The sequence below is a fragment of the Oxynema aestuarii AP17 genome (genome assembly GCF_012295525.1).
GTDB lineage: Bacteria > Cyanobacteriota > Cyanobacteriia > Cyanobacteriales > Laspinemataceae > Oxynema > Oxynema aestuarii.
The window spans coordinates 2,106,247-2,126,356 of sequence record NZ_CP051167.1 but is presented as its reverse complement, the minus strand read 5'-3'; the positions used below and the strand labels follow the sequence as shown (position 1 = coordinate 2,126,356).

Here is a 20,110-nt window from a genome sequence, read left to right as displayed (position 1 = left end):
GGGTTAACGGGCGACAGACAACTCCTTCACTTGACTGAGAAAATTGGTCAGTAACTGTTTGCCCGATTGGGTCAGAATACTTTCCGGATGGAATTGAACCCCTTGGATGTGGGGATAGTGGCGGTGACGGACTCCCATAATCGTGCCGTCTTCCACCCACGCGGTGATTTCGAGATCCGGCGGGCAAGTATTGCGGTCGATGACCAGGCTGTGATAGCGGGTGGCGGTCATCGGATTTTCGATGCCTCGGAAAACGCCGACATCGTTGTGATGGACTTCGGAGGTTTTGCCGTGCATCAGTTCCGCCGCCGAAACGATTTTACCGCCAAAGACTTGACCGATACATTGGTGACCCAAGCAAACGCCGAGAATCGGGATCGTCGGCCCTAATTTTTCGATAATTTCGAGGGAAATTCCCGCGTCTTCCGGGCGTCCGGGACCGGGGGAAATAACGATCGCACTCGGTTGCAGTTGTTCGAGTTCTTCGACCGAAAGGCGATCGTTGCGATAGACCCGAATTTCAGAGGCGACGGGCCAATCGTTCCCAAGTTCGCCCAAATACTGGACGAGGTTGTAGGTAAAGCTGTCATAGTTATCGATAACGACGATCACGGCTCGTACTCCTTGGCGAATGGGAAAATTGGGGTTGACATAACCGCGTTGTTATGCTATAGGGCGATCGGTCTTGAAGGCGGATGTTTCTACAACTTTTCTAGAGTACGATCTTTCTAGAACAAGAGGCTAGAAAAACAGGGCGGCGATCGCCCCGTACAAGCGCGGGATAATCAGCAATCCCGCCACCGTAATCGCTGCAAACGAAGACACCATCACCGCCCCCGCCGCGCAATCTTTGGCAATTTTAGCCAGTTCGTGGTAAGTCTGCTCGACGGTCAAATCGACCACCGACTCGATCGCCGTATTGAGCAACTCCAACGTCAACACCAAGCCAATTGTGAGGCTGATAATCGCCAGTTCCAGTCCAGTCAGACTCAGCGCCACCCCCAAACTGACCGCCAAACTCCCGATCGCGACGTGAATGCGAAAATTACGCTGGGTGCCAAAAGCATAGGTAATGCCCTGCCAAGCATATTTAAAACTAATCAGGAGACTGTTAGCGATTTTCCAGGAAAATTGGCGATCGACTGGGCTCGATTTCCCGCTTCGCTTGGTCGGCGGCGTCGGGACTTCGTGGGACATAGGCAAACTCTCAGACACGAACGATTGATGGGCAAGGCTTTGGGATAAGTCTACAGGCACGGACCGTCGATTTGCATTCATGGCTAAAACCTTTTTGGAACGGTTGACGTTGACCTCGGGCCGTCTCATCCTACAACTGGATTAGATGGATAATTGTTACCTGGCACGCTTTTCCCGGTCAACGCTTAAATTTCAAGACCGACAGCATGGAGCAAAGTTTCTTGCTGCGCCAACATGCGCGAGAGACTGTCGTCGTCGGGGTGATCCCAGCCCAACAAATGTAGCAACCCGTGAGCCGCCAACCACGCCAGTTCGACGGTTAAACCGTGGCCCCGGGCGATCGCCTGACGCGCCGCCGTTTCTACAGAAATCGCAATATCTCCTAAATAAAGGAGGTCATCCGACTCGAACGGCCCCGCCAGTGGGGAATCGACTTCCAAAGCGGCAAAAGCTAACACGTCCGTGGGTTTGTCTTGCTGACGATATCCGGCGTTGAGTTGTCGAATTTCCCCATCGTCACTCAGACGCACGCTCAGTTCGTAGCCCCTCGCACTGGGTAATTCAGCCCGCATCAGCGCCAACCAGGATGCAAACCAGCTTTCCCAGGTCTCGGAGGCGATCGCGGGATCCGGGAAAGACGCCGCCCCCGGACTTTCCCAGAAAGGTTGCTGCACGCTCAGTTCGAGTTCGATCCGTCGGTCAATCACTGGGGTAGGTACTCAACGGGTTAAATAAGACAGACCGACGAGAAGGGCAATCAGCCCGGTGGCGGTCAAGAAAAAGTGTTTGAGGGACTTGCCCCCTTTGCGAACCATATTGCGCATCGCCAGCTTGACATAACTCGGCGGCGGTTCGCCAGCACTAGCGGCTTCAGGGGTGGGGTTGTTTTCTAAGTCGGCAGTTTCTGGAGCAGTCGAAGAGTCGTTCATCGATAAGGATTAGTGTGGTAGAAGATTACACAAAAGTACAGAAAGGCAAGGAAAAGTACGGAAAAGTACGGAAAATTAACAAAAATTCGCGACGGTTAGAAGATGACAAAAAGCGAGAATTGTCCCAAATTCTAACAAAAAGGGAGTCGCAAGAATGGCGGATTTCGGGGGGGGGCGATCGCCGCCGCCTCGCCCTCAGTCCCCGCGAAATCGCCCGGGGAGTTGCTCGAAATCAAAAAATCGGAAAAAACGAAGGCGATCGCCGCTTCCGCTTTTTCCGAACCGTTTCGGTCTCGAAAACTTACCCCCACCTCAGACAGAAGCACTGGCAAATTCACCAATTTGATTGTCTTGACGCAAGTAAGTTTCGACAAACTCGTCGAGTTCTCCATCCATCACGTCGCCAATCGCCGTGGTTTCGGTTCCAGTTCGCAAATCCTTGACCATTTGATAGGGATGAAAAACATAATTGCGGATTTGGTTTCCCCAAGCCGCCTCGACCATATCGCCTCGAATTTCGGCGATTTCCTTGGCCCGTTGCTCTTGGGCGACGGTGAGCAATTTTGCCTTTAAAATCGCCAGGGCTTTTTCTTTATTTTGCAGTTGCGATCGCTCCTGGGTACAGCGAACCGCAATCCCCGTGGGCACGTGGACGATTCGCACCGCCGTTTCCACCTTGTTGACATTCTGCCCGCCTTTTCCGCCGGAACGAGTGGTGGTAATTTCCAAATCCTTCTCTGGAATCTCCAACTCGATCGAATCGTCGAGAATCGGCATCACTTCCACCCCGGCGAAACTCGTCTGACGCTTCCCATTGGCATTAAACGGCGAAATCCGCACCAAGCGATGGGTGCCTTTCTCCCCGCGTAAATAGCCGTAAGCATAACGCCCTTCGAGTTCTAAGGTGGCCGATTTGATCCCGGCTTCGTCCCCTTCGGACAGTTCCATACAGTGGACTTTGTAGCCGTGGGCTTCTCCCCAACGGGTGTACATCCGCAGTAACATTTCGGCCCAATCTTGAGCGTCGGTACCTCCCGCCCCCGCATTAATGGACAGGATGGCGCCGTTCTTGTCGTAAGGACCCGAGAGTAGTTGTTGGAGTTCCCAGCGATCGAGTTCCCGGGCCAGTCGGGTAAGATTCTGTTCGGCTTCTTGGTTCAACCCTTCGTCGCTTTCGAGTTCGAGCAATTCGAGAATGGCTTTGGTATCTTCCAGCGAACTAGTCCATTCTGCGTACTGCTCCAGATGGGACTTCAAGTCGTTGAGTTCTTGTAACGTCTGCTGGGCGTGGGTTTGGTCGTCCCAAAAGTCCGGCTGAGCCGCCAACTGCTCTAAGTCGTGGATTTTAGCTTTCAGTGCGGGTAAGTCAAAGATACTCCTGGGTTTTACCCAGGCGATCGGACAACATTTCGATTTCGCGTTTGATTTCTAGCAAGTCCATCGTTATTCCAGGGAGTTTCTGCGATCGAGAGGTTCACTACACTCTCGATTCTAGCCGGATTTGATGGCAAATCGATCTGGAATGGGCCATTCTGGCAACTGTTCTCGCCCTCCAAAAACGAAATCGGGGTACGTGGCAGCATACCCCGATCTCGTTCGCCGGATCTCGTTCAAATCTTGGTTAGTGGGTTAGCCTGTCCGTAGCGTCTCAGTCGCGATTGAAGGCAATCAGCAGGCGCAGGATGAAGATGAACAGGTTAATGTAGGTCAAGTACATCGACAGCGCCGCACTCAAATATTGTTCGTCGCGATAGGTGCGCGGCAAGATGTAGAAATCGACCACCGCCGCCCCGCAAAAGAGCAGCACTCCCAAACCGGAGATCCCGATTTCGAGCCAGGTGGGGGTGTAAATGCCAAAAAAGCCGAGCAACAGTTGGGCGACGAGAACCACCAGTAAGGCGATAATGCCGAGTTGCACGGTTTGGGTGAGGGCGAGCCCGTCTTCGTCGCCGAGGTTGGAACCGATTTGGCGGGCGGCGATGAAGGTGACGCCACACCCTAATGCGGCGATCCCGATCCCTTCGATGCCGACGCCTTGGGTACTGAGGGCGAGAGAGACAATCCCGGCGAGGGTGTAGCCGGAGAGCAAGCTATAGGTCACCAACAGGGGCAAGGCGACGCTGTTATTGGCTTTTTCGGCGACCCCGCGCACGGCGAAGAACAGGATTAATTCGAGGATTAAGGCGCCCCAAAATGTGGTCACGAACAGGTTGGGGGAGTTGGTCAACACGCTCAAACCGCCATAGGTGCCTAAAGCGGTGAGAACGAGTCCGCCGCCGAGGAAGGGGAGGGCTTTGGGGATGACGTTGGGGCCGACGAGGGATTGCGATCGCGCTTTTTGAAAGGCGTTTTGAAAATTACTGGTATTGCTCATGAGCGATTTTCGATTTCGTTTTGGTCTGATGTTGGTGGGTTATTGAGCGATCTTTGCAGTGAATGCTCCGCTCATGACGCTTCGCGTTCATAAGCGGCTTCCCAATCCCATAGCAGAGAGAGGGTGACCGGCATTCTCGGTGTAGCGCAGGAACTTTTGCCTTTCGCTACCTGCCCGTCCTTTCGGCGGGTCAGCTTCAGTTTGTAGGCCAGATATCGAGCGGCGATATTATACGACGCCCCCAAATCTGCGTTGTACCGCTTCCCATTGGCGAATGTCGCTAATTCGTACTGAGTTTTAGAGCGTCGCACCTTGCCACTGCCGTCAAAAGCCCAAGAGGACGTACCCCGAGCATAAACATACTCGGTTTTACCCCCAACTTCCTGAAACTTCTCCTGTGTCAGTAACACGAGACGACGATGCAGCCAGCCATGAAACCTCTGCTTCAGGTTTGACCGCTTCTTGCCGCCTTTGGGACGCCAGCCCTTCAGGTCTTCAAAGACGATCGTACTGGCTCCATGCTCTAGGGCAAAATTAACGATTTGCCGAGATACCTGCCGAGCAATGTTGGCGTTGATGCCTTTTGCCTTGCGGTACGGAGTCTTAGCAAATCCACGGTGCAACGTTTTGGTCTTTCGTGCCTTTTGTCGGATGATGTTGGTCTGTTTGTCTCGACGGTCTATGTCAGAGGCCGGATGAATGAATTTCCGGGCCAATACAGTGCCGTCTGGACAAACAATTGAGGCTGTAGCCAGGGTATTGATTCCTACGTCTACCGCACACACCACATCGGTTTCCCACTTAGGCGGGACGATTCCGAAGGGCACTGCCAGATGACAGCGCTTCTGGGAAACCACCAGATAGGGAGACTTGATTGAGCCGATTAGATGCCGATGCCGTTTGCTGGCAATCGGGACTTCTGCCCAGACCCAATCAGAGCCATTCCAAACCTTAATCCAGGCCACCATCAGGTGAACGTCGAACTTCACCAACTGCCCTTTGTAGAGTGCCGGATAACATTCGGCATCCACATTAAAAGCAGGTGGCTTAGCATCCCGACGCTTCCGAACTCCTGACTGCCATTCTCGGTATCGAGTCAGATAGGAAGAGACCTGTCCTTCTACAAACTTGATAGCAGCACGACGTAGGTAGGACGGGAATTTGTAGAACCGTTTGCCAAAATAGAGATACTTCGGATCTGGATTCTTTCTGGTGCGATGAATGAGCTTTTCTACTGCCGCACAGAAGCTTTTTGCTGCAACCAGTTCCGGCCAGTGGCCCATGACCACATAGCTCAGAGCTTTGCAGTAAGCCCGGTACTCATCCACCGTTGCCGCCAGGTGAAGTCTCACTTCTGGCGATGGTTGCAAGCCCCATTTATCAGTGCGTACAATAGCTTTACTCATAATGAAGTATTTTAGCATGGAACGAGATTTTGTCACCCTGAAGACGAGAAATCACAGCGCTTACAGGCTGTGTTATCACTTAGTTCTGTCCATGAAGTATCGGCATAAATGTCTGAGTGCAGAGATGCTGAACAGGCTAGAGGTGATATTCACCGATCTATTGGTCAAGTGGGGAGGAGAGTTGATTGAGTTTGGCGGGGAGCCTGACCATGTTCATCTGCTGTTCGAGGTTGACCCCACAATTAGGCTCTCTGACTTGGTGAAAAACTTGAAGTCGGTATCAGCCCGAAAAATGCGCCAGGAGTTTGCCGAGCAGCTACGCCCCTTCTACTGGAAGCCTTATTTCTGGAACCGGGCTTACGGACTGATGACGACGGTCGGGCAAGCCAATATCGAAACTCTCCTGAAGTACATCGAGAATCAGGATGACCCGCGCCAACTTCGTCCGCCGCTAACTAGCGAATGACGCTTCGCGTTCATTCGTAGGATGCGCGGCGGTTTTGCTCAACCCACGGATCTGCCAACACCGGATGAGTTGGCACGGTCTTCGACCATAACTATTGTGACGGATCGATCGCGTTGCCAAGAGTCTGACTCTTCCCGGGGGTGAGCTTCATGAAACGCAACGAGAAACGATCTCGAACCCTTGAATTTTTAAGTGGTTTCGCGGAGAGGGCGATCGCCCCTCACCCCCGAATTCCGTAGAAGAACGATTGTTGCTGGCCGTGGCTGTAGACGAGAATTAATTAAGATTTCGTTAATCTTTTAGCAAATCTACCCAGAGATCGCCCCTAGCTTACTCGGGGATGACCTATTTCGAGGATTTACAAGCATGGCAGATCAATCCTCTGTACGCTCTAGAGGGATGGAACTTTTAATCGCTTACCATCACAATCCCTCCATTCAAATTCGCAATCAAATCGTGCGGTTGAATGTCGGTTTGGTTAGAAAAATTGCTCACCGCGTCAGTCATCAATGCGCGGAACCTTACGAGGATCTCGAACAAATCGGCTATTTGGGCTTGATTCGGGCGATCGAACGCTTCGACCCCACCCAAGGATGTGCCTTTAGTTCGTTTGCCGTTCCTTACATTCGCGGCGAAATGCTGCATTTTCTACGCGATAAAGCCTCTACGGTTAGAATTCCCCGTCGCTGGCGCGAATTGCAAGCGCAAGGTCAAAAAGTTCGCGAAAGTCTGACCGTTAGCCTCGGTCGTCCGCCCAAAGACCTCGAAATCGCTCAAGCCCTCGACGTTTCCTTATCCGAGTGGCGCGAAAGTAAATTAGCCCATCAAAACCGCACTCCGTTGAGTTTGGATGCGACGGTCGCCCATCAAGTCGATAGTACGGTGACCCTGGGCGATACGTTACTCGATACCCATTACCAAACTCTGCAAAGTCTGGAAGAAGAACGCCAGCAGTTGCAAGGGGCTTTAAACAATTTAGAAGAAAAAACGCGCTGGGCGATCGAATCGGTGTTTTTCCAAGAAATCCCGCGCAAGGAAGTCGCCCAACAAATCGGCGTCAGTCCGATGACGGTGACCCGTCGCATCAAACGGGGATTGGGCGAGTTGATGACGTTATTAAAACCGTCGTTGGCGCAGGTCGAATCTTAGGGGAATTTTAGACAAATTTAGACTCGCAAACCACCTATCAGACGATCGCCCCTCCATCCAGGCGACGGACCGCAACGATCGCGGGTTTGGGCGGCTTCTGGGTACCGGGATCGGGCCAGTTGGAACCGATGGGAACCTCGCGGGTTTGGACGAATGAGGTGCCATCGGTCGTTTTGAGGGTAAATTTACGGGTTTCGGTGCGATCGCCCTCCCGGATGCCGTTCATTTCGCCGGGATGCTGGACCGCTAAAAATAACGTCTCCCGATTTTGGGTTAAAAACGGACCGCAGATTTCGCACTCCATCGGTCCGGTGGCGAATAAATAAGCATTTCCCGCATCTTCTCCTCGGGTGGGAATCAGCCACACGGAATTATTGCCAAAACAGCCGCGACGGTCGGCGCCATCGGGCTTATTCTGTTGGTCAGTGGAAATATCCGTGACCATCCAGACGTTGCGATCGCCGTCAATCAATACGTTATCGGGATTGGAGAACCCCGCCCCCCCGGCGTCCGGTTCGCCCCCCATCGCCAGCATTTCCCACTCAAAACTCGTCGCCGCCGGATCGTCGTCAGTTTCGCGCAGACGCATAATCCAGCCGTATTCCCACGGTTCGCCGTCGGGCCCGCGAAAAATTCGCAAGTCGGGGCCGCCTTGTCCGTCTGCCGATCCGGAAGTATACGCAATATAAAGCCGACCCTCGCTGTCAGTTTCCAAGTCTTCCGGACGGGCGCAAGCAGTTCCCCCGACCGCATTGGCAGCATAATGGGCGTCGATTAGGATCGCCCCTTGTTTTTCGATCGCGTTGCCCTCATACAAGTCGCCGAGGGTTTTAAACTGCTGCTTGAAGGCGATCGCCTCGCGATCGGACGCCACCTCGAAGGTTCCCCCGTCCGGACGTTTCGGCAATCTCACCTTCGCCCCCCCCAAGTGACTGGGCAACACCGGATCGATCGCCGTTTCCGCTTTGAGGGGAATCCAGCGCCCGCTTCCTCCCGGCTCAAAAATAGCAGTGTAGAGCATTCCCTCGGCGAGTAATTGAGAATTGGCTTTATCTTTGGGATCGCGCACCGTTCCCTTACTGACAAATTTGTATAAGTGACCGCCCCGGCGATCGCAGCCGGAATAGAGGGCCAGAGGTTGACCCGCCACCACCTTAAACCCGACCGCTTCGTGACGGTAGCGTCCCAACCACGTATGCTTCGTCCCGTAATCCTCCGGGTTACTCGGATCGACTTCGACCATGTAGCCGTATTTATTGCCCGCCAACCGGAACACGTTCCCCTGTCCGTACAACCCGCCGATATGAAACGGGAGGTTACTCGGGTCGAAGGAGGAACCGTCGGGGTAAACGGATTCGGGAACTTGGGCTTGAAAATTTTCTTCCGCACTGAAGACCGTTCCCCAGGGACTGGTTCCCCCGGCGCAATTGCCAAAGGTCCCGACGATGCGATCGCCCAATCCATCCTCAAATCCCCGTTTTTTGGCCTTTTTAAAAATCGCGACCCCGGGCCCGGTGGCGTTGAGATAGCGCCCTTTCAAGCCGGAAATTCCCGAAATTCGGCGGTTGGCGGGAGAGTCGGCCAATTTCCACTCGCCATTGTTGCTTTTGCGAAGGCGGACGACGCCGATTCCTTGATCTTCGAGGGCGGCTTCGCAGATTTCGCGGATTTTGGCTTTGAGGGGATCCTTATCCGGTAACTTCCCCGCGTCGATCTTGCCCTCTCGGGATTTTAACGCCGTTGCAACTTCCTCGAAGGGGAGCGATCGCCCGATCGCGATCGGGTAAGTCTGCCGCCAGGTACCGCCACTAATATACTCGAAGTTGACCGTCAACCAGCCTTCGTTGTCGCCGACGGCAATAAATGAGAGGTAATCGTTGTTGTAGCCGAATCGCGAATCGCCCAAGGGATCGCCCCAGGCGGCGATCGTGTAGTAGCCGTACCCCTCGGGTAAAATCAGGTCGTCCGCGAGGCGATAACGGCTGTAGGCTTCGATTTGCGCTGCGCTACTGCGGGGGTCGCCATCTAGAGGAAAGGGGCCTTGAAGGGGTTTAAATGCGGTGTTGAAGGTTGCCGTGGACGGCGATCGCGGGGTAGACTGCTGTTTTTGCGCGATCGAGGTGCAGGCGGCGGCACCCAATCCGGCGCCGATGAACATGAGAAAATGTCTGCGCTTGAGGGTCATGGCCCTTGTGAGTTGCTGCTGTGGGTTCCGGTTCGGTTCGACGAGATTCGACGAGCCAGGCTGCGGCTCAGGTCGAGTTCTATATTGCTATGAATATCACAACCTAGAGAACTTTCAGTTTAAGAAAAGGTAATTTTTCGATTAAATCCTCGGCGTGTTCGCTGAAGGTCAACAGGGGCGATCGCCAACCTATAGCCATCCTCAATCGGTTATAAAATTTAGGGTGTAGACACGGCATTGCTGTGTAGGGACACAGCATTTTTCTCTGCTATGCAAGACATTTAGATCCCCCTAAATCCCCCTTAAAAAGGGGGACTTTGCTCGTTTCCCCCGCAATCCCCCGAAGGGGGGATAAGAGGGTCGGCACTGTACCTCGTCAGACGCCCGAGTGCTGTAGAGATTTGACGGTTTGACAAGGTCGATCTGGGATTCAACGGATTGACGACGGCTATAGACGATCGACTCAGTTGCAATCCTATTGACAAATCGTAACCGGGAACTTCTCGCCGTCGATCGCTTCTCGGAATCGGGACACTTCGAGTCTCTAGATCCTGTAAAAAACATTCAACAATTTTATATAAAATGGCGGTTGTTTTTATTGCTTGAGTACGCTTATCTCTCGAGAGAAAAAGCAAATTTATTGTTTTTGAAGATAGATTAGTTTTAAAAAAAAACTCCCGCCAGATCGGCAGTTTAACTTCTATCTGAAAGATTTTGCAAGGGATTCACGCCGAGAATATTTCTGCTATAAATGACTAGATTGGTGTCAGTTTTTTTGAGGGAAGAGGAGTCAATTACATGGGTCAGACACTCGGGCGGGTGAAGCCGAAAGTCTGGGGAATTTTCGCGGGCGTAGCGGCGATCGCGACCCAACACGCCCCACTGGCGATCGCGCAAGCTTCAACCGCCCTCCCGTCGGGAGGATCGATCGCGCAAGAAAACGAAGCCGCGATCGCCGACGATCCCTCGATCTTCTGTCGTCGGGTCGATGTACCCGATGGGTTGCTAGTTCACGAAAAACCGAATAGCAGTTCGGTGATTTTAGGGGCCTTGCGATTTGACAGCGAATTGACTCTGGTCGAAGATTTCGAGGCGATCGAAACCTCCGAAGATGAGATTTGGATCGAAGTCGCCGCCCCGGTTCCGGGCTACGTCCTCCACGGGTTGCCCAGTGACAGCAATCTCGGCTTTTGCGGATCGGCAACGGGTAACGCCGCCCTGGAGGCGACAGAAAGCCTCTGTCGCCAAGTCAACCGCCTGACGGCCCCGATCGGCTTAAAAATTCGGACGGACGCTTCCGGGCGATCGCCGTCTCCCGGGGGATTGGATGCGGGCGATCGGGTGCTGTTATTACCCGGTTACACCCTCGTTGACGATCGCGAAGGCGGGCGTCACCAGTGGGTGCGCTTGGCGTATCCGAGGGATGGATACGTCCCGATTGCCAATTTAATTTACTGTTTTTAGCCCAGTTTTAGCCATCTCGGCGGCGATCGCCTCCCAGGCAATGGCGAGGGCGGTCTTTTTTGCTATAACTACATCATTCAATCGAGACCGCACGCGGATCGCGAGGAGTCGAAAGGAGTCGAACCGATGTTTACCAAGAAGCCCTGGCGCTACAGTACAACTTTAGTGACCCTCGGGGCGATCGTTCTCGGGGTCGTACCCGTGAGGGCGACGATCGCCTCTCGAACCCCCGGACGATCGGCGATCGCCCAAGCGGAAACGAGCTTGTGTCGTCGGGTCAGCGTCCGCGAAGGGCTGATCGTCCGCCAACGCCCGGATCCGAACTCCCCGCGCATCGGTAGCGTCGAGTATAACAGCGCCGTCTATCTCGTCGAAGGCTATCGCGGTATTCCCGGACCGGACAATCGGGTATGGTTAGAAATCGTCGCCCCCTATCCGGGGTATGTTTCTAACGGAGAAGTGAATGGGGAGGGCAATTTAGGCCCGTGTACCCCCGGGGAAGGGACGGCAACCCCGCCGCAACTGTCCACCTCGCCTCTGTGCCGCAAAGTCAACGGCGAAGTGGCCCCGCAAGGGATTGCAGTTTACTCCGATGCGTCCCGGTTTTCGACTCCCCGAGGGAATTTACCGCCCAATGGGTTGGTGTTACTGCGGGCGAACAGTCCCGCCATCGCGGATAAAAACGGGGAGTCGCGATCGTGGGTGGAAATTACCTCTCCTGTTGAAGGGTTTATTTCCACAGAAAACTTGATCCTGTGTAGCGGTAGCCCCCCCGCCACCGGACAAACGCCCCCTGTGGCGCGACCCCAAGGGAGTAGGATCCCTCGCGGTCCGCTTTGTCGCCAAGTCGAACCTCGGGTGGCGCCGCAAGGTCTGGCTATTCGCGCCCGTCCTTCGGAGTTTTCCGAATATGTCGGGGGGGTCGAACCGGGAGGACGGATGACTTTGGTGGAGAATTATCGGTTAATTCCCGATCCGAATGGGAATTCGCGCAATTGGGTTGAGATTTTGGCGCCCTATCCCGGTTTCGTGTCGGCGGATAATTTGATTATGTGTCCGTAGGCGATCGCTGTCCGTCGTCGGCGATCGTAAAGTCTTGTTTTTCCCGTTCGGAAATATATCCTTCTCGGACGGCGATCGCGAGGAGGCGATCGAGAAAGTCGGTTAAGGTTTGAACGGTGCGATCTCGATCGAGCTCGAATCGTTCTCCCTGGGTTTGAGAGAGAGCGTCTTCGTAGACTGTACAGGTTAGGCGATCGCCCTCGGGTATCAGGGCGATCGTCACCCAGCTTTCTGGAAAATCCAACTCTACACGATCGCCTTGTTTGAGACTGGCAATTTTCTTGGGAAATCCATCTTCAAGCAACATGCAAATATCGGGATCGAGGGAGAACCACAACTCGCGATCTCCTAGGGCGATCGAAATGACTTGATTTTTCTCAAAACAAAACTTTCTCAATCCCCATTCAAAATGAGAAAGTTCGTTCGATGGATCTTTTGGTGGATCTGCATAATTCGTTTGCGGGTCGTGGAATTCAATGACAAAATTTTTTAATCCTTGCATAATATATAGCCATCCTCAATCAGTTATAAAATTCATGGGTTGTAAAAACCCGCCATTGCCGTGTCCCCAATAGAACTGCTATAAAATGCATAAAAAATCAAGAAAAAGGGCAGACGATCGCCTGCCCTTTCTGTTATATCTTGTCAGACTTTATCAATAGTCCGACATTATCTATTTAGACCTTAGTAGTCGAAGTCACCGCCCATTCCGGCACCTGCAGGAGCATTTTCCTTCGGTTCCGGTTTTTCGACGACGATGCACTCGGTGGTGAGAACCATTCCGGCGATCGAAGCGGCGTTTTGCAGCGCGGAGCGGGTCACCTTGGCGGGATCCACGATTCCGGCTTCAAACATATCGACAAATTCGTTGGTCGCGGCGTTGTAACCGACGTTGAAATCTTTCTCTTTGACGCGCTCGGCGATCACGGCGCCATTTTGTCCGGCGTTTTCGGCAATCCGCTTCAGGGGAGCCGCCAGGGCACGGGCGACGATGTTAGCGCCGATGAGGGCTTCACCCGTCAGGTTGCTGCTGGCCCATTCTTCCAGGGTCGGAATCAGGTGAGCGAGGGTGGTACCGCCACCGGGGACGATGCCTTCTTCAACCGCCGCTTTGGTGGCGTTGATCGCATCTTCCAGACGCAGTTTGCGGTCTTTCATTTCAGTTTCGGTCGCGGCGCCGACTTTGATCACGGCAACGCCACCCGCCAATTTCGCCAAGCGCTCTTGCAGTTTTTCCTTGTCGTAGGAAGAATCGCTTTCTTCCATTTGACGGCGGATTTGTTCGCAACGGGCTTTGACGGCTTGCTCGTTCCCTTCGGCGACGAGGGTGGTGCTGTCTTTGGTGATCGTGACGCGGCGAGCTTTACCGAGCATGTCGAGCTTGGTGTTTTCCAGTTTCAAGCCCGCATCTTCGGTGATCAGTTGACCGCCGGTGAGGACGGCGATATCTTCGAGCATGGCTTTGCGGCGATCGCCGAAACCGGGAGCCTTGACGGCGGCGACGTTGAGGACGCCACGCAGGCGGTTGACCACCAGGGTTGCGAGAGCTTCTTTCTCGATATCTTCGGCGAGAATCAGCAAGGGTTTGCCCGCGCGGGCGACTTGTTCGAGGACGGGAACTAAGTCTTGAACCAGATTAATTTTCTTGTCGGTGATTAACAAGAAGGGTTCTTCGAGAACGGCTTCCATCCGCTCCATATCCGTAGCGAAGTAGGGGGAGATGTAGCCTTTGTCGAAGCGCATCCCTTCGGTAATTTCGAGTTCGGTGGTCATCGATTTCCCTTCTTCGAGGGAGATGACGCCTTCTTTACCGACTTTATCCATTGCTTCGGCGATCATCTGGCCGACTTCTTCGTCGTTTCCGGCAGAGATCGTACCGACTTGGGCGATCGCTTTAGAATCTTCGACGGAGCGGGCGTGCTCTTCGATCTTGCTGACCAAGAACGCGGTCGCTTTGTCGATGCCACGCTTGAGGGTGATCGCGTTGGCTCCGGCGGCGACGTTGCGCAGCCCTTCTTTCACCATCGCGTGGGCGAGGACGGTGGCGGTGGTGGTCCCGTCTCCGGCGGCGTCGTTGGTTTTGGAGGCGGCTTGACGGATCAGGGAAACGCCCGTGTTTTCGACGTGATCTTCGAGTTCGATTTCTTTGGCGATGGTCACGCCGTCATTGACGATTTGCGGAGCGCCGAATTTCTTTTCGAGAACGACGTTGCGACCTTTGGGGCCGAGGGTGACCGCGACGGATTCCGCTAAAATATCCATGCCCTTTTCGAGGGCGCGGCGGGCATTTTCGTTGTAGATGATACGCTTAGCCATAGGTTGAAATTCCAGTGAGTAACAGGACTACGATCTAGAAAAACCGTGTATTGAAGAAAACGAGAAATGGGTTTGAGGAGACTCGCCCTTAGCCGACAATGGCTAAGATGTCTTTCTCGGCGAGCAGGACGTATTCTTCGTTACCTAATTTGATGTCGGTGCCAGCGTACTTGGAGTAGAGGACTTTATCTCCGATTTTGACTTCGAGGTCTTGACGGGAGCCATCGTCGTTGCGTTTGCCCGGACCGACGGCGACGATTTCGCCGACTTGGGGCTTTTCTTTGGCGGTGTCGGGGAGCAGGATGCCTCCAGCCGTTTTTTCTTCCGAGGCGCTTACTTTAACAAAAACGCGATCGCCTAAAGGCTTGACGGTAGAAACGCTTAAAGATACAGCAGCCATGCTTAATCCTCCTTAATTCGATACAGTTCGCTTCGAGGGTTGGGTGACTATCGACAATCGGCTCGCATTCTTTTCAAGCGGCCCGATCGCCGCTCGTTCGCTTGTGGCGATCTCGAATTAGCACTCTCAACTCCTGAGTGCTAATTTAGCGGACGAGATCTCTCAAAGGCAACAGATAGAACTGTACGGGTTCCCGAACTCGCTGGGGTGGGGATGGGGATCTGGCGCGATCGCCCCTGCTTTAGGGGCTTGAGTGCTCCGGACTGGGGGCGCGATCGCCACCGATCGCAGGAGGGGACGGCTTGAGGGAAAATAAAGTTGGGCGATCGTCTTCAAGATCGCCGCAGCCATCGGGCGATCGCGCCCTTGATTTGAGGAGGTAACTCATGAACCAGCCATCGACTTCGACCGGGACGAACGAGTGCACGACGTTAAGCCAATGTGTCGAAAGCTTGGGACTCGATCGCATCGAACGCCACGTTTTGATCTGCGCCGATCAAACCGTTCCCAAATGCTGCGATCGCGCCGTCAGCCTCGAAGCGTGGGACTATCTCAAACGACGCCTGAAAGAACTACAACTCGATCGCGCCATTGCCACGCGCCCCTCCTGCATCTTTCGGACAAAAGCCAACTGTCTCCGGGTCTGTTGCAACGGACCGATTCTCGTGGTTTACCCCGATGGGGTCTGGTATCATTCCGCCACCCCAGAGGTCATCGAACGCATCATCCAGGAACACTTAATCGGCGATCGCGTAGTCCGAGAATATGCCTTTTTAGAACGACCGTTAACCTTAGACCGCTCCCCCGCGCCCAATGACGACGCCCCGCAGCCGAACGTCCCAGGGCAAACGCAACCCGACGCGGACGGGGAAGAGAGTGCCACCGAGTCCCCCGCTTGAACCCTCTTTAGCCCCTGGGCTGACTCGATTGGACTGAGTGGTTTTGCACCTTTTGAACTCGGACTTTTTCAATTGAAACGCTATAGTACCATAGTGATTTATAATAAGTTGTTTTCTCGTGCTTTATCTCTTAGCAATTGATTAAGCCACAAACGAGCTGGCCAACCCAAGAATCGACCCCTGCCATTGCCAATATTTCCACGAGGAACTTGCTAAAGTCGGATAACTGGTATCGGCGAATCGGTCGGAAGGAACACCGATCTCCTAGACTCTGGATTTATTCAAATGCACTGAGTAATTAAATATGACTGAAACCACGGTAGGAACTCAAAAGCGGCTGCTGCTGATCGATGACGACCCGAATTTAATCTTGCTCGTCAAAGATTATTTAGAATTTCGGGGTTATATGGTCGTTACGGCAGAAAACGGTCGAGAAGCCCTCGAAATTCTCGAACGGGAAATTCCCGACATGATTATCTGTGACGTGATGATGCCGGAAATGGACGGGTACTCGTTCGTACAACACGTTAGAAAAGATCCGCGTTTCGACTGGATCCCCATTTTGTTTCTTTCGGCGAAAGGACAAAGCGAAGATCGCATTAAAGGGTTGACCAAGGGAGCCGATGTCTATATGGTCAAACCCTTCGAACCCGAAGAACTCGTCGCTCAGGTCGAGTCTTCCCTCAAGCAAACCGGACGGGTTCTGAGCCACAAAACGAAGATTCCCGATGGGGGACCGAAAATGCAAGTGCCGTTAGATGTCGAACTGACACCGACGGAACTGAAGGTGGTTCGCCTCGTTTCTCAGGGAATGGCTAACCGAGAAATTGCCAGTGAAATGAATGTCAGCCAGCGCACCGTCGAAAGCCACGTCTCGAACATGCTGGCGAAAACGGGTTTGCACAACCGTACGGAGTTGGCGCGCTGGGCGATCGAAACGAACATGGCGTGAGTGTTGGGGGACGCCGATCTCGGAGCCGGACAATCGTTTGCAGTCCAAATCGGCAGTGAGGCACGAGGGTTCTGGGGGAGTCAATTCAGTGCTGTTGGGGGGGCGCAAAGATGCCGTTCGATCGCCCTTGGCGATCTCAGGGTTCGGATTGCCCTTGAGAGCGTCCCTGGGGAGCCGGACGGGATGAAGGGGGCGAGCGACCCGTCAGCGAACCGGACGACGGGCGGACGATCGCTCGGGATTCGCGAGCAGCGATCGATCCAGCCACAACCCCAGATTTAGCGGTAAAGTTGATAGGGAAGGGAGTTTATGCTCCTTTCCTGGGGAAGGTGACCGCTAGGACTATCCCGGGCGAACCTCTACCCCGCAATTGGGTTAATTGACTATAGACAATTCCTACTCATTATTTCATCATTTACTCTTAGTAGAATGACTTTCTTAAAATTGAAAACTATCCCGATAAATTGTTTATTTTTAGAGTTTAAAAACTTCTTCCATCCGGTCAACAAGAAACAATTAAATTGGACGGTCGCCCCGATGGTTCGGGGGAATTGGGGGATGTTTTCCGTGAAAACACAACTACAACGAGCAGGTTGCAGTGGGTTCGGGGGACGATCGCGATCGGGGGAAAGCCTGCCGGGGTTCGAGCGGCTCGGATTGATTTTTGCCGACCTCGAAAAAGAGAATACGTCCATCTTTTAAAAAAGTGATTCTACTTTTCGAGCTTTGCAGCTTTTCTAAGATGAATGTCAGTTTTACCCCATAGAGCTGGGCAGTTTTGGGTAAAATTATTGACTGTCCAAAAATAAATTTATTCTACTAATTTTAGGTATTAACTTCTATGACGTGTTCCATGAACCGTCTGTCTATTTTTGTAGACGGAAACAATATGTTCTACGCCCAACAAAAAAATGGGTGGTTTTTCGATCCGCGACGAGTTCTCGAATTTTTTACGAAAGAACCTGGCGTGATGTTGATTAATGCATTTTGGTACACCGGATTGAAAGATCCGCAAGATCAACGGGGATTTCGAGACGCACTGATCAGCCTGGGTTACACTGTTCGCACCAAAATTCTGAAAGAATATTACGACGACGTATCCGGTCGGTATTCTCAAAAAGCTAACTTAGATATTGAAATTGTCGTCGATATGTTTAACACCGTCGATCAATACGATCGCGTCGTTCTGTTTAGCGGCGATGGAGATTTCGAGCGGGCGATCGAACTGTTACGCTCTAAAAATACTCATATTACCGTCGTCTCTACCGAAGGCATGATCGCCCGAGAACTTCGCAACGCCACCGATCGCTATATCGACCTCAACGACATCCGCGATCGGATCGAAAAACTCGATTACTAAACGCGATTCTTCACCCCTACCGGGGGCGATCGCTTCCCAGCCACGAACCCCTAAACGATTCGTTAAACTAGCAATTAGTCATTTGCCATTCAAACTGATAGAAGATCGAACCCAAGTCCGTAGCAGACAGGAGTAAAACCTACATGAGTCCATCCCAAGATCGCATTATTATTTTCGACACCACCCTCCGCGACGGCGAACAGTCTCCCGGGGCGAGTTTGAACCTCGATGAAAAATTGACGATCGCCCGTCAACTCGCCCGCCTCAATGTCGATATCATCGAAGCGGGATTTCCTTATGCCAGTCCCGGGGACTTTGAAGCAGTGCAGAAAATTGCCGAAATAGTGGGGGTCGAAGGCGGTCCGACGATTTGCGGTTTGGCCCGGGCGACGCGCAAGGATATCGAAACGGCAGCCGAAGCCCTCAAACCTGCGGTTAACAAGCGCATTCATACCTTTATCGCCACTTCGGACATTCATTTAGAGTACAAACTCAAAAAAACGCGGTCGGAGGTCATCGCGATCGCCGAGGAAATGGTCGCCCACGCCAAATCTCTCGTGGATGATATCGAATTTTCCCCGGAAGATGCGGGTCGGTCCGATCCGGAGTTTCTCTATCAGGTTCTCGAACGGGCGATCGCCGCCGGGGCGACGACGATCAACATTCCCGATACAGTCGGTTATACAACTCCCCACGAATTCGGCGCCTTGATTCGCGGGATTAAAGAAAATGTCCCCAATATCGATCGCGCCATTATCTCCGTCCACGGTCACAACGACCTCGGCTTGGCAGTCGCCAACTTCCTCGAAGCGGTGAAAAATGGGGCGCGCCAACTCGAATGCACGATCAATGGCATCGGCGAACGGGCGGGCAATGCGGCCCTCGAAGAATTGGTGATGGCGTTGCACGTCCGGCGCCAGTATTTTAATCCGTTCCTCGGTCGTCCGGCGGAGTCGGAAGAACCGTTGACTCAGATCGACACGCGCCAGATCTATAAAACGTCGCGCTTGGTCTCGAACTTGACCGGGATGTTGGTGCAGCCGAATAAGGCGATCGTCGGCGCCAATGCGTTCGCCCACGAGTCCGGGATTCACCAAGATGGGGTGTTGAAAAACAAGCTCACTTACGAAATTATGGAGGCACAAACGATCGGGTTGACGGACAATCAGATCGTGTTGGGCAAGTTGTCCGGGCGTCATGCGTTCGCCAGTCGCCTCAAAGAGTTGGGTTTCGACCTCGGCGAGAACGAACTCAATAAGGCATTTCTCAAGTTTAAGGCGATCGCGGATAAGAAACGGGAGATCACGGATTGGGATCTCGAATCGATCGTCAATAACGAAATTCAGCAACCCCCGGAATTGTTCCGGTTGGAGTTAGTACAAGTGTCTTGCGGCGATCGCTCCCGACCCACGGCGACGGTGACCTTGCGGACGCCGAGTGGAGAAGAACTCACCGACGCGGCGATCGGAACGGGTCCGGTGGATGCGGTGTATAAGGCGATCAATCGGGTGGTCAACGTTCCCAACCAGTTGATCGAGTTTTCGGTGCAGTCGGTGACGGCGGGGATCGACGCCCTCGGCGAAGTGACGATCCGCTTGAAGTACGGCGATCGCATTTTCTCCGGTCACGCGGCGAATACGGATATTATCGTGGCTTCGGCTCACGCTTACGTCAATGCTATGAACCGCCTTTATGCGTGGTTAGAAACTCAAGGTCAGGAACAAGGAGAGGCGATCGCTTCTGTAGCTGGTTCCTAGTTTTGAGCGAAAGCTACAACTGAAAAAAAAGGCGCGATCGCGGCGATCGTGCCTTTTTTGATGGGAGGGACGGCGATCGGCCCTGTAGCCCCTTCGGACTGACTCGAATTCGTCCAGGTCACGGTGAAGTCGCTTTATAGATATCGTGAGATCGAGGCTGGTGAGAGTGACGCGATCGCCGATGGAAAATTAAA

General features: G+C 53.3%; 22 protein-coding genes. 9 read left to right on the top strand and 13 right to left on the bottom strand.

The genetic code is table 11. The features are described from left to right. Positions 1–3: 3 nt before the first annotated feature. The 7 genes from HCG48_RS08580 to HCG48_RS08550 all read right to left on the bottom strand — a co-directional run bounded on the left by HCG48_RS08580 (position 4) and on the right by HCG48_RS08550 (position 5,906). The gene (locus HCG48_RS08580; RefSeq protein WP_168568783.1) at positions 4–612 is read right to left on the bottom strand and encodes an anthranilate synthase component II; all 609 of its coding nucleotides are present in this window, start codon (positions 610–612) and stop codon (positions 4–6) included. A gap of 129 nt (positions 613–741) precedes the next feature. Continuing rightward, a complete protein-coding gene (locus tag HCG48_RS08575; RefSeq protein WP_168571809.1) occupies positions 742–1,197 on the bottom strand; it encodes a diacylglycerol kinase family protein in 456 nt (151 codons plus the stop codon). 185 nt (positions 1,198–1,382) lie between these two features. Then, complete coding sequence (gene ybeY / locus HCG48_RS08570) at positions 1,383–1,889, bottom strand: rRNA maturation RNase YbeY (protein ID WP_210437251.1); 507 nt, start codon at positions 1,887–1,889, stop codon at positions 1,383–1,385. Positions 1,890–1,916: 27 nt separating this feature from the next. Next, positions 1,917–2,126: a DUF3285 domain-containing protein gene (locus HCG48_RS08565; protein ID WP_168568781.1), complete on the bottom strand. Its 210-nt coding sequence runs from the start codon at positions 2,124–2,126 to the stop codon at positions 1,917–1,919. 312 nt (positions 2,127–2,438) lie between these two features. After that, a protein-coding gene (prfB, locus tag HCG48_RS08560) for a peptide chain release factor 2 (protein ID WP_168568780.1) occupies positions 2,439–3,567 on the bottom strand; the annotation gives its coding sequence in 2 pieces (ribosomal slippage) (positions 2,439–3,494 and positions 3,496–3,567; 1,128 coding nt in all). 207 nt (positions 3,568–3,774) lie between these two features. Continuing rightward, positions 3,775–4,500, bottom strand: a complete 726-nt coding sequence (locus tag HCG48_RS08555; protein ID WP_168568779.1) for a Bax inhibitor-1/YccA family protein — start codon at positions 4,498–4,500, stop codon at positions 3,775–3,777. A 71-nt stretch (positions 4,501–4,571) separates the two neighbouring features. Then, positions 4,572–5,906, bottom strand: a complete 1,335-nt coding sequence (locus tag HCG48_RS08550) for an IS200/IS605 family accessory protein TnpB-related protein (RefSeq protein ID WP_168568778.1) — start codon at positions 5,904–5,906, stop codon at positions 4,572–4,574. A 16-nt stretch (positions 5,907–5,922) separates the two neighbouring features. On the opposite strand from HCG48_RS08550, the gene tnpA reads away from it, so the two are divergent. Further along, positions 5,923–6,372: an IS200/IS605 family transposase gene (gene tnpA / locus HCG48_RS08545; protein WP_168568777.1), complete on the top strand. Its 450-nt coding sequence runs from the start codon at positions 5,923–5,925 to the stop codon at positions 6,370–6,372. Positions 6,373–6,738: 366 nt separating this feature from the next. Next, positions 6,739–7,521, top strand: coding sequence for an RNA polymerase sigma factor SigF (locus HCG48_RS08540; RefSeq protein ID WP_168568776.1), 783 nt, complete (start codon positions 6,739–6,741; stop codon positions 7,519–7,521). Between the two features lie 37 nt (positions 7,522–7,558). Here the strand turns inward: HCG48_RS08540 and HCG48_RS08535 are convergent, their stop codons facing one another. Beyond that, on the bottom strand, positions 7,559–9,706 hold the full coding sequence (locus HCG48_RS08535) for a PhoX family protein (RefSeq protein WP_168568775.1): 2,148 nt from the start codon (positions 9,704–9,706) through the stop codon (positions 7,559–7,561). Positions 9,707–10,504: 798 nt separating this feature from the next. Here HCG48_RS08535 and HCG48_RS08530 point away from each other — a divergent pair. Further along, a complete protein-coding gene (locus HCG48_RS08530; protein ID WP_168568774.1) occupies positions 10,505–11,170 on the top strand; it encodes a hypothetical protein in 666 nt (221 codons plus the stop codon). Between the two features lie 126 nt (positions 11,171–11,296). Continuing rightward, positions 11,297–12,232, top strand: coding sequence for an SH3 domain-containing protein (locus HCG48_RS08525; RefSeq protein ID WP_168568773.1), 936 nt, complete (start codon positions 11,297–11,299; stop codon positions 12,230–12,232). Here HCG48_RS08525 and HCG48_RS08520 read toward each other — a convergent pair. From HCG48_RS08520 to HCG48_RS08505, 4 genes are all read right to left on the bottom strand, one after another. Beyond that, the gene (locus tag HCG48_RS08520; protein WP_168568772.1) at positions 12,219–12,734 is read right to left on the bottom strand and encodes a hypothetical protein; all 516 of its coding nucleotides are present in this window, start codon (positions 12,732–12,734) and stop codon (positions 12,219–12,221) included. The two genes, HCG48_RS08525 and HCG48_RS08520, sit on opposite strands and share 14 nt — an antisense overlap. Positions 12,735–12,916: 182 nt before the next feature. Then, a complete protein-coding gene (gene groL / locus HCG48_RS08515) occupies positions 12,917–14,548 on the bottom strand; it encodes a chaperonin GroEL (protein WP_168568771.1) in 1,632 nt (543 codons plus the stop codon). An 88-nt stretch (positions 14,549–14,636) separates the two neighbouring features. After that, a complete protein-coding gene (groES, locus tag HCG48_RS08510) occupies positions 14,637–14,948 on the bottom strand; it encodes a co-chaperone GroES (protein WP_168568770.1) in 312 nt (103 codons plus the stop codon). 241 nt (positions 14,949–15,189) lie between these two features. Further along, entirely contained in the window at positions 15,190–15,336 is a 147-nt protein-coding gene (locus HCG48_RS08505; RefSeq protein ID WP_168568769.1) for a hypothetical protein, read from the bottom strand. Here HCG48_RS08505 and HCG48_RS08500 point away from each other — a divergent pair. Both HCG48_RS08500 and HCG48_RS08495 read left to right on the top strand, forming a co-directional pair. Then, positions 15,335–15,847 (top strand): (2Fe-2S) ferredoxin domain-containing protein, encoded by a 513-nt coding sequence (locus tag HCG48_RS08500; RefSeq protein ID WP_246259981.1) that lies wholly within the window; start codon positions 15,335–15,337, stop codon positions 15,845–15,847. The two genes, HCG48_RS08505 and HCG48_RS08500, sit on opposite strands and share 2 nt — an antisense overlap. A gap of 304 nt (positions 15,848–16,151) precedes the next feature. After that, the gene (locus HCG48_RS08495; RefSeq protein ID WP_168568768.1) at positions 16,152–16,799 is read left to right on the top strand and encodes a response regulator transcription factor; all 648 of its coding nucleotides are present in this window, start codon (positions 16,152–16,154) and stop codon (positions 16,797–16,799) included. Between the two features lie 136 nt (positions 16,800–16,935). On the opposite strand, the gene HCG48_RS26435 is transcribed toward HCG48_RS08495, so the two are convergent. Continuing rightward, on the bottom strand, positions 16,936–17,067 hold the full coding sequence (locus tag HCG48_RS26435; protein WP_281362097.1) for a hypothetical protein: 132 nt from the start codon (positions 17,065–17,067) through the stop codon (positions 16,936–16,938). 161 nt (positions 17,068–17,228) lie between these two features. Here HCG48_RS26435 and HCG48_RS08490 point away from each other — a divergent pair, with 161 nt between their 5' ends. The 3 genes from HCG48_RS08490 (at position 17,229) to HCG48_RS08480 (ending at position 19,916) form a co-directional block, all read left to right on the top strand. Further along, entirely contained in the window at positions 17,229–17,501 is a 273-nt protein-coding gene (locus HCG48_RS08490) for a hypothetical protein (protein WP_168568767.1), read from the top strand. Between the two features lie 139 nt (positions 17,502–17,640). Next, positions 17,641–18,159 (top strand): LabA-like NYN domain-containing protein, encoded by a 519-nt coding sequence (locus tag HCG48_RS08485; protein WP_168568766.1) that lies wholly within the window; start codon positions 17,641–17,643, stop codon positions 18,157–18,159. 143 nt (positions 18,160–18,302) lie between these two features. Next, the gene (locus HCG48_RS08480; protein WP_168568765.1) at positions 18,303–19,916 is read left to right on the top strand and encodes a 2-isopropylmalate synthase; all 1,614 of its coding nucleotides are present in this window, start codon (positions 18,303–18,305) and stop codon (positions 19,914–19,916) included. Positions 19,917–20,110 lie beyond the last annotated feature (194 nt).